This window comes from Candidatus Micrarchaeota archaeon (assembly GCA_021163225.1).
Lineage (GTDB): Archaea > Micrarchaeota > Micrarchaeia > Anstonellales > JAGGXE01 > JAGGXE01.
Genome location: JAGGXE010000054.1, coordinates 1 through 10,263 on the forward strand (window position 1 = coordinate 1; position 10,263 = coordinate 10,263).

The following is a 10,263-nucleotide window of genomic DNA, read 5'->3' on the forward strand; positions in this document are numbered from 1 at the left end:
ACGGGATGTGGTATTCAGATGTGCCTGTTCAGTTGGGAGACCTCATAGCCAACAGGTTCACAGTAGTAATGACTTACGGAAAAGGCTTTAAACCCGAAAGAAGGAAGGAACTGCCGCAAATCATACCTAACCTGTTCGGTATCCAGAGGTTCGGTAACAGATACAATAACCATGTAATAGGTTATCTTTTACTGAAAGGTATGTTCAAAGAGGCAGTTCTGATGTTTCTAACAGACACCGAGAATGAAAGAAACACATCTGTTATCGAGGCCAGGGATAGATTAAAGGAATCCGGAAACTACTCCCGAGCCGTACACGAATATCCCAGGTTCCTCAGATTAGAACATATAATTCTCCATCACCTCGCCCAACATCCCAGAGATTACATTGGCGCTCTCAGAAAATTGCCGAAGACTTCTCTCCAAATGTTTGTACACAGTCTTCAATCGTACATCTTCAACGTAGAGGTTTTGGAAAGAATGGCTACATCCAAAGATGAACCGTTCGAAAACGAGTACATGTGTGCCACGGACAGATACGGGTTTCCGGACATCTACAAAAGAGGTGATGAATGGTTATGCATAAACCTTATCGGGAAACATTCACGGCTCAACGAATCAGAAGAAAAGATCCTGGACAAACTGAACCTCTCATCAGAAGATTTTTCAGATACAAGTTTACCAGAATTGCAAACTGCAGGCAGTTTTAGACCGTTCTACACTCGGGTTAAAGAGGTAGATAGGTTTACCGACGGAACTAAAGACACCGTCCGGTTCATACTCCAGTCGGGCTCTTACGGTACAATCTTTTTGAAAACGATGGAAACTCCATCATGGTATCAACATATTAAAAAGAAGTTTGAATGAACCATCAACCCTTTGACAAAAATTCGGTCATGACCTTTTCGATGTCTATCTCTGCTCCGACCGTCGGGGTCTGCACATCAAAACGTCCGAGAACTTCTGGGTGTATCTCTCCCACCATACCGACGTCCGTTCCCTTTTTCCCATCGGTTATCATAACTTTGGCGCATCTTCCAGGTATGAAGCTCGGATGGTCAACACCTTTCATCAGATAGTCGATACCCAATAATCTGAAGATGTAATCGATAACCTGTTTGGCCTCGGTAAATCCTACGTTGTCGTCTGAAATTACAAATGACAGATGTTTTCTGTTTACAAAAGGTAATTCTGATGGAGTTGTCGTGTTTGCAGGGATCACAACATCTGACAGTTCAAACATCTTGATCGGATACGGCCTGTCCTTATTAACCTGCAACGTCTTAAGTATTTCGGGCAGCAACCAATACCGAACCATATCGACATCTTTTGCTTTGGCACGATTGATTGTTACGTGATCGGCGGATTGCACGTTCATTTTATCAAACTGTTCCTTAGAAGACGTTAATCCCATTGTAAACGTTTCAACGAATTTCAACCCTATCATAATCTCACGTATTCTATCTATCATCCGTTCAGTTGGAGGTAACCTGCCGATCGTGAACACCGGGGTAACCGTAGGTTCAAGAGAATCGTAGGTAACAGCGCGTCCTACATCATCGATTATGTCTATCGGGTGCAACACGTCTATCCTGTACGGTTCCACGTACACTCCGTCGTCACGAATCAGGTAACCCATCCGGGTCAACAACCTGTTGACCTCATCTCTATTCAGTTCGGTCCCTAGGACCCTGTTTACATCTTTTGTATCGATGTCCATCCTCCGATAAACCAAATCAGGCGTTGTTGTAATGCTGTCTCCACGCTCGATATCTACACTGTAAACATCACCTCCCATGTCTATGAACAAACAGGCAAGGATGTTCAACGTATGTTTAACGGTTACCTCTCTCGTACCGGTAACGTCAACGAACATGGTTCGTGTATCCTCAGTGACACGACCGCAAACCTCCGAATTGATGATCGGCGGCATTGACAGAATCTCTCTCTTACTATCCATAAGTATAGGGTATTTGTTCTTGTTACTGAGCAGTTTACCGTATTCGATACCTGTCGGATGTTTAGAAAGTATCTCATCAGCAGTCATCTCAACCGTCTCGCCGAGTGGTATGAACCGTATATCCTCGGGTCTCATAGCCAGGTACGTTAACGGAGGGACGATCTTTTCTGCAGGGTATATACCGATAGAGGCAACACTTCGTTTTCTGCATAGGGTTGCATGCAACTTCTCTTGAACGTATATGATCTCCTTGATAACATCTTCATCCACATCTATTCCTTTGACAATGAAGTTTCCGATGTACGGACGTACATCAAGAACCGAAGGGTCTACGCTAACCTTCCATCCGGATTCACCGGCAGTCCTGTACTCACGAGGTAGTTCCAGACCAAGATAATTTTTGAGGGCGCGAACCAATCCGTGCGGGGATAACATGTCCACTCTGTCAGGAGTTATTTCGATCTTGTACTCATCATCGGTCACATCGTCAAGTTCCATACCTATCTTAAACAAGACCTCATAAACTTCATTATCGTCCAACCGTTCACCCAATAACTCGTTCAACCTCTTTTTATTGACCTCTAACATCGGCATTTTCTCCACACCTCACAATTTCATCTCAGGAAGTTGATAAGTTCTCAGCCAGTTGATGTCGCAGGTATGTCCTACCAACTCGCGGATATCATCCAATTGATAGGTCAACATAGCTAACCTTTCGAGGGCCAGACCCCATGCTATCACCGGGACGTTTACGTTGTACGGTCTCAGACTCTCCGGTCGGAACATACCTGAGTTACCTACCTCTATCCATCTGTTTAACCCTTTATGATAAGCGAATATCTCCGCTGACGGTTCTGTGTACGGATTGTAGGTGGGTTTGAACCTTAACTTTTTGATACCTATCTTATCGTAGAACTCTTTTATGTAACCGAACAGATCTCTTAAAGTCAACCCTTCGCTCGCCACGAATCCTTCAATCTGATGGAACTCTGGAAGATGGAATCTGTCGATTGCTTCGTTACGGAAAACGCGTCCGATGGCAAAATATTTGCATGGCGGCGTTATACCTGAAGCCAAAGTCCGAAACGTCAAACAGGTTGTGTGGGACCGTAACATCAATTCTTTCGGAACTTCCGGATCCCATGGGAATTGCCAACCCAACGACCCTGTATCGCCTCCTGTCTCGTGAACACTTTTCACACGGTTTACGAGGTCTATGTCGCCTATATCCGCTTTCACACCAAGGTAAAACGTGTCCTGAACATCGCGTGCAGGATGATCTTGAGGGATAAACATAGCATCCATGTTCCAGAATACAAGGTCTACCCAATTACCTGTCATTTCAACAAATCCCATCTCAAGGAAGACATCACGAACGGATTCCCATATCAATCGAAGCGGATGTTTTCTACCGCCCCATATCTCAGGTACTGGAGATTCTACGTCATACCTTCTGAACCGTTTACCTTTCCACGCGCCTGAAACGAGCAGTTCGCGTGTTAAACGGTCGACAAAATCGGTATCAAGATGGAGTATGTCTTCACGTGATTCTATCGCTCTATCTGTAAGTGTCACTTCCCAAACCTCACGTTCTTTTCTTTCCACCAATCCACGCGATTCGAGATCGCTCATCCCAGCGGGCTGTTCGCCCTTCTCTACAGACTTAAGCGCTTGAGAAACCGGTGACACGTACGAATCAGTTTTAAGTGCTATCCTACCGCCTTGGATATCTAGAACTCCCTGCTTTTTAAGACGTCCCAGTGCCACATTGATCTCTTCCCGGTTTAATCCTGAGTCGGACAGGTCAGCCACTCTCACGTCCGGGTTCGTTTTCAACCATGAGAAGAGGCGTTCTTCAGGAGTGCCTTGCTCAAGAATACTCTTCCCACGGGCGGTTATTACATAACGAACCTTTTTCGTACGTCTTATTTTAACAAGTCCTTTGTTCTCCAAATAAATGAGAGCACGTTTCAATGCGGTTTCTTCCAATCGTTCGTCCTTCAGAGCGTTCATCAGGTCGTTTTCATCGACATATCTATCGGGTTGACCGGTCAGTAACAACAATTTCTGTAACACTACAACTTCCGTCCTGTTCAACATCTCCAACGTTTTTTTGTTCCCGGACAATTTTGACACCTCTCAAGAATGGTACAGTATCACGATCAGCCAAAGAATATACTCAACAAAAATTTATAATTATTTACAAAGTTTATAAAAACGGTTAATGGCAAGGTTTTTAAACGTCTCTCTAAAGTATATATGAACTTGGAAACACCGGATTTATTTTTTGGAACATGTGTTTGTGTGCTCCGGTCGTCTAGTCCGGCCAAGGATGTCAGGCTCTCAACCTGGAGACCCGGGTTCAAATCCCGGCCGGAGCATCTTCAAATATTACCTGATGGTAAGACGGGTTGATGAGGAATGAAAACATGTTCGCTGATTGTAAGAATGAGTTATGAAGTTTATTATCAGCTGTCCTTTGCTAAGAGCATAGATGAAAAGACCAAGGAAAAAGTCGCCCGTTATCTGGAGAACGAAATATTAAACAGTTTACAGAAGATATACGAAATATCCGAAGATTTTATTGTTCCTTCAAGGTTTTACAATGTAGCAACAGAATTGAAGGTAGTCAAAAGAAGAAAGTCGAACCCCGACGACGTTTATGATGAATGCGGAGTATGGATGTACGGTGATCACGGTGAGATACTGTTAGAATTCGTCGCAGAAGCGATCAAAAATAAAAAAGGTTTAGATTTCACACGATTTATCATAGACGACATTCTGAGCAAAACCGGATATCTCGCCGAAGACGTCGGTAATATTTTGTTCATCGGAGCAACAGAATTGATCAGACATTATCTGATGTTCAGACTCGGTAAAGTGAAAACACGCGAACCCGACCTCAACGAACTAACCGCATCGGTAGCGGCCTACTGTGTAGGACTGAACAGGTTCATAAAAGGGTACGTGTATTTTGATGCTGAAGAAATAAAAGAAAAGGTTGATAAAAAGTTCGGGCCGGAAAGTTTCGAATCACTCGTAAGAGAAACCGACAGAGATGCGGTTAAAAGAATGGTGGACAGATGGATAGAAGGGTTGTCAAAAGAGGAAATGCTAAGATTCAAAAAGTTTTTGAGAAGGACTGGTTATAAGATGGAGGGTATCTGAATGCGCGTTATAACGCATAACGATTTTGATGGTATCGTGTCTGCGGTGCTTGTTTCTGCCTGCGAAGACGTAACGGATTATCTGTTTGTGAGCGTTACCGAACTTATCAGAGGTAAGGTTAAGGTCACTAAAGACGATATTATTTGCGATCTTCCGTACGTGCCGGGGTGTTACCTGTGGTTTGACCATCATCGAATAAACATGCCTAAAGGACCCATTAACGGATCGTTCAAACTGTTACCCAGCGCATCACACGTGATATACGAATACTACGGTGAAGAAAAACTCCGAAAGTACAAAAGGTTGGTGGAAGAAACAGATATCATCGATTCCGCCAGGTTCAGGTCAAGGGAAGATGTACTGAAACCCAAAGGTGCGATACTGTTGGCATTCACCCATGCATTGGACAATGACAAAAGATATGCGTTGTTCCTTACCAAAAGCCTTAAGACCAACAGTGTAGAAACAACCCTCAGATCGGAGGCTGTGGAAGAAAGGTCGAGGAAGGTGTACGAAACAATAGGTCGCTACACAGAGGTAATAAAACAAAAAACCACTACTACTGATAAGACCGCAATCACGGAACTGTTGGATAGGGAAGTAAAAGAATACAGACTTGTCAGGCATGTGCAAACTGCAATGTACGATAAACCCATGGTACTGTTTGCAACGATGCAAAAGAATTCCGATGGGAAGGGTGAACTGCTGCATGTGACCGTAGGTAGAAACCAGTTTGTTAAAGGATACGATGTAGACATAGACCTGGGTAGGCTGGCTAAACAATACGGCGGCGGGGGTCACAGAACGTTCGCCGTTTTCTTTTTCAGAACGGTTGAAGAATACCGGGTCTGGAAAGAAACCGTATTAAAGGAAATCGAAGATCACGTGGTTTTCAACCGAAACATGGAAGACGAGGTGTTCGCATTTGACAAAAATGCTCATCTGTGAGAAACCAAAAGTTGCACGTACGATGGCTTACGCGTTAGCCGAAGGTAAAGTTACTGCAAAACGCAAGTACGGTGTCGCATATTACGAGATAGAAAGGAACGGGGAACGGTTACTCATAGTGTCTGCAGTGGGTCATGTTTACACGTTGGCCGAGAAAACACCTACAAGGAAGTATCCTGTGTTTGATATCGAATGGAAACCCGCTTACCAGGTAGACAAATCTTTATCGTATACACGTAACTACATCAGGGTCATAGAAGAATTGGCTCCAAAAACCGATGAAGTGGTTAGTGCCTGTGATTACGATATAGAGGGATCACTTATAGCATGGAACGTAATTAGGTTTGCGTGCAAAAGAACCGACGGTAAAAGGATGAAGTTCTCTGCTCTTACACGTAGGGACCTTATCGAGTCGTATGAGAATATGGGCAACCTTGATTACACAAACGCATACGCTGGAGAAGCAAGACATATTCTCGATTGGTTCTACGGGATTAATCTGTCAAGAGCGCTCATGATCTCTTTGCAGAAACAGAACATCAGAAAAACTCTGAGCATAGGTAGAATACAAGGTCCTGCCCTTGCTATTCTTGCCCAGAGAGAAATAGAGATCAGAGAGTTCACACCAGAACCTTACTATCAGATATGGGCATTGCATAAGAAAGTAAAGTTCATACACGAGAAAGAGAGGTTTACCGATAAGAAAGAGTTCGAGAAGGTCTATAACAAGATTAAAGACAAGCGAAAAGCAAAAGTCCTGACAGTAGATAAAAAGATTTTCAAGATGCCTCCAAAGCCGCCGTTCGACCTTACAAGTTTACAGGTAGAAGCATACAGGGTGTTCGGGTTCCAACCCGCCAAAACCTTGGAGTATGCCCAAACACTTTACGAGGCTTCTATGATATCTTATCCGCGTACCTCTTCACAGAAGTTGCCTGCAAAACTCGGTCACAAACGGATCATTAAGGAATTGAGCCAGCAGGATACGTACGCCGAATATGCGGAACATATACTTGAGTCAGGACGTTTCAGACCGTACGAAGGTAAAAAGGATGACCCGGCACATCCGGCGATACATCCGTTGGGTCCTATTGCCAAGGTCGGAAAAAACGAGATGAAACTCTACGACCTAATCGTAAGGAGATATCTGGCATGTTTCTACGAATACGCAGAAAGAGAGACGCAAACAGTAAAGATAGATATCTCAGGTGAACGGTTCAAAGCCTCTGGGAAACGAACAATAACACCCGGGTGGATAACACCTTACAAATATGCAGGTCTGGAGGAAACGGAGTTCCCAGGATATAGGGAAGGGATGGAGATAACCGTTAAACTGGATGCGGAAGAAAAGATGACCAAACCTCCGAACAGGTATACGCCGGCATCGTTGGTCTCGGAACTTGAAAAGAGAGGGTTGGGTACAAAAGCGACGCGTGCAGTGGTCGTAGAAACGTTGTACGACAGACAGTACATAGAAGGGACGAGCATAAAGGTAACACCCCTAGGGATGGCTGTTTATGAAACATTGAAGAAGTACTGTCCGGAGATCCTGGACGAAAAACTGACCAGAAAGTTTGAATACGAGATGGAAAGAATCATGTCGCACGAGTACGAGGAATACAAAGTGATAGAAGAGGGCAAAGAAACACTCATCAAGATATTGAAAAAGTTTAAGGAGAACGAAGATAAGATCGGGAAAGAGTTAGCCGCACGACTTCAAAAAACAACGTACAAAGTCGTGGGTAAATGTCCCAACTGTGATTCCGGACATCTGGTTATCGTAAGGTCTCCCAAGACACGTAAGCAATATGTGTCATGCGACAACTTCCCTAAATGTCCCACTACCTATCCGTTGCCTCAGAATGCGCTGATCGAACCGACCGGTAAAACATGCGAAAAATGCGGGACACCGATAATCAAAGTGATAAGGAAAGGTAGACCTCCGTTTGAGATGTGTCTGGACCCGAACTGTCCCACTAAGGCTGGTTGGGAGAAGAAAAAAGAAAAATCGTCAAGAAAACCGAGACGGAGAAAGAGAAAGAAGGTTTGAATGTCTGTCTATTGGTAGAGAGTACGCCTTTGTGAATAATTCTTTTAAACGTTGTTCCCAGTGTCGAAGAGAATTGAGATACTTGGGGCTCTATCATCTCATATATTGAGATAAATAGACATGAGTTGATTATCAGTAGGTATGAGAAGAGATGAAGTGGTAGAAACCTACTTCTCCAGACTTAAGATGATCCTGGGGGAGATCGTTAGAGGTAAAAACTTTGAGAATCCGGTTAGGTATGTTCTGGGTATATGCTGATCCTCCTCTCCAATTTTGTTTTTTGTTATGTGTTATATCTCACATAACCAGATATAATCACAAATAAACCCCCTAACAACATACTTAACCCAAACTAAATTTTGGTTTTTAAGAAAATTTTAGGATTTATTCACAATCGCAACTACAGAAGTTTTCAAAAGATTTTTATTAATATCTCTATTTAAATAACCACTTCAAAATTGATTGCTAAGAGTTCAAATCTCGGCTCCCCATTCTCTTAGAGGTGATTTTTAATGGATGAGACCGAACGGATTATTAAAGAGGTTGAAGGATGTAAACCCGTTGAACTGTTGACGGACGATCTAGCCGGTCAGACCGTTTCGGTTAAGGGTTGGGTATACCGGATACGTAAGACTAAGGAACGTGTATTTATAGTGGTTCGTGATTCTACTGGTATCGTACAGGCTCTTGTAGAACGTTCACAGGTATCTGATGATGTTTGGGAAACAGCAAATAAATTATACATTGAGAGTTCTTTAATCTTGAAGGGTAAGTTGCGAAAAGACGAACGAGCCCCCACCGGTTATGAGATTGATGTAGAATCGTTAACACCGGTTAGTATAGGTGAACCATTCCCGATAGGAAAGGATCTATCAGTAGAATTCCTCCTGGATAATAGACATCTCTGGGTGAGGTCTCAGAAGTTAACCAAGATTATGAAAGCGAGACATCATGTGATCAACTATCTTCAGGAATACCTACAATCTGAAGGTTTTTGGAACCTCACACCACCTATTATAATAAAGTCCGCGTGTGAGGGAGGTGCTGCTCTTTTCTCGGTAGATTACTTTGGTGAACGTGCCCACCTGACAGAGAGTAGTCAACTCTACGGTGAGGCGCTCATCTATTCTCTAGAGAAGATATACGTATTTGCCCCTTCGTTTAGGGCGGAACCGTCCAGGACGGTAAGACATCTAGCCGAGTACTGGCATCTGGAACCTGAGGCTGCTTGGTATGATTTTGAGAAGAATATCAAACTTCAGGAGGGATTAGTATCTTATGTATGTGAAAAGATGGTCGAGAACCACTCTGAACTCTTAAAAGATATCGGTCGGGAGCCTGCTCAACTCAAAAAGGTTGAACCTCCATTCCCACGGATGAGTTATGATGAGATGGTTGACACCTTACAGAGTAAAGGTCTTGATTTTGAATGGGGTCAAGATCCGGGTGCCGACGAGGAGAAGGTTCTCACCAAAGACCTAGAGTTACCTTTGATAGTCCATCATTATCCTTCAGAGGTAAAAGCCTTTTATATGCGAGAGGATCCTAATAGAAAAGGAACGGTATTAACTAATGACATGTTGGCTCCTGAAGGACATGGCGAGATTATCACTGGTTCCGAGAGGATTTGGAAAGTGGATGAATTGATAGAGAAGATGAAACGCTTCGGTTTGGATCCGGATTCTGAGGATTATAAGTGGTATGTTGATCTGAGAAGGTACGGTTCTGTTCCTCACAGCGGTTTCGGTTTGGGTATCGAACGGTTCCTTAAGTGGATACTTAATCTGGATCATATTCGTGATACTATTCCCTTCCCGAGAACGATCAACCGTGTGAGGCCGTGAGGTGTATTGAGAAAAATCGTTTGTTCGGGTGAGTTTACCGGTTATGAGAAAGAGTATCTACGCGGGGCGAAGGTGTTGCAGTAAATCGATGAAGTTGTACCACCGGGTTACGGGTAAACTGGCGAAAAAAAGGACGTAAGTTCATATAGCCGTACCGAGGCAGTGGTCTGGTAAGAAGTATCAGAATCCGTATCCGACGCGGTACGTATGGATGAGGCGATGCGCCTTTGTAAATAATTCTTTATAAAAAGTTAATTTCGCTGAGTTGATGTTAACAAAGAGCGAGAATAAGAA

At 43.6% G+C, this 10,263-nt stretch carries 7 protein-coding genes and 1 tRNA gene; 6 read left to right on the plus strand and 2 right to left on the minus strand.

Going from position 1 to position 10,263, the window contains the following annotated elements; genetic code table 11:
* Positions 1 to 866, plus strand: an 866-nt coding sequence (gene truD, locus J7K41_03835) for a tRNA pseudouridine(13) synthase TruD (protein MCD6549807.1), incomplete at its 5' end; no start/stop codon positions are given.
* 4 nt (positions 867 to 870) lie between these two features.
* On the opposite strand, the gene pheT is transcribed toward truD, so the two are convergent.
* Positions 871 to 2,553 (minus strand): phenylalanine--tRNA ligase subunit beta, encoded by a 1,683-nt coding sequence (gene pheT / locus J7K41_03840; GenBank protein ID MCD6549808.1) that lies wholly within the window; start codon positions 2,551 to 2,553, stop codon positions 871 to 873.
* A 12-nt stretch (positions 2,554 to 2,565) separates the two neighbouring features.
* Positions 2,566 to 4,086 (minus strand): phenylalanine--tRNA ligase subunit alpha, encoded by a 1,521-nt coding sequence (locus J7K41_03845; GenBank protein MCD6549809.1) that lies wholly within the window; start codon positions 4,084 to 4,086, stop codon positions 2,566 to 2,568.
* Positions 4,087 to 4,265: 179 nt separating this feature from the next.
* On the opposite strand from J7K41_03845, the gene J7K41_03850 reads away from it, so the two are divergent.
* The 5 genes from J7K41_03850 (at position 4,266) to asnS (ending at position 9,969) form a co-directional block, all read left to right on the plus strand.
* Positions 4,266 to 4,340 (plus strand) — tRNA-Glu (locus J7K41_03850).
* 40 nt (positions 4,341 to 4,380) lie between these two features.
* Positions 4,381 to 5,127 carry a hypothetical protein gene (locus tag J7K41_03855; GenBank protein ID MCD6549810.1) on the plus strand — a complete coding sequence of 249 codons (747 nt, stop codon included), beginning with the start codon at positions 4,381 to 4,383 and terminating at the stop codon, positions 5,125 to 5,127.
* A complete protein-coding gene (locus tag J7K41_03860; GenBank protein ID MCD6549811.1) occupies positions 5,128 to 6,075 on the plus strand; it encodes a hypothetical protein in 948 nt (315 codons plus the stop codon).
* Entirely contained in the window at positions 6,053 to 8,125 is a 2,073-nt protein-coding gene (topA, locus tag J7K41_03865) for a DNA topoisomerase I (GenBank protein MCD6549812.1), read from the plus strand. The genes J7K41_03860 and topA overlap by 23 nt, the downstream gene beginning before the upstream one ends.
* Positions 8,126 to 8,637: 512 nt before the next feature.
* On the plus strand, positions 8,638 to 9,969 hold the full coding sequence (asnS, locus tag J7K41_03870; GenBank protein ID MCD6549813.1) for an asparagine--tRNA ligase: 1,332 nt from the start codon (positions 8,638 to 8,640) through the stop codon (positions 9,967 to 9,969).
* Positions 9,970 to 10,263: the final 294 nt, after the last annotated feature.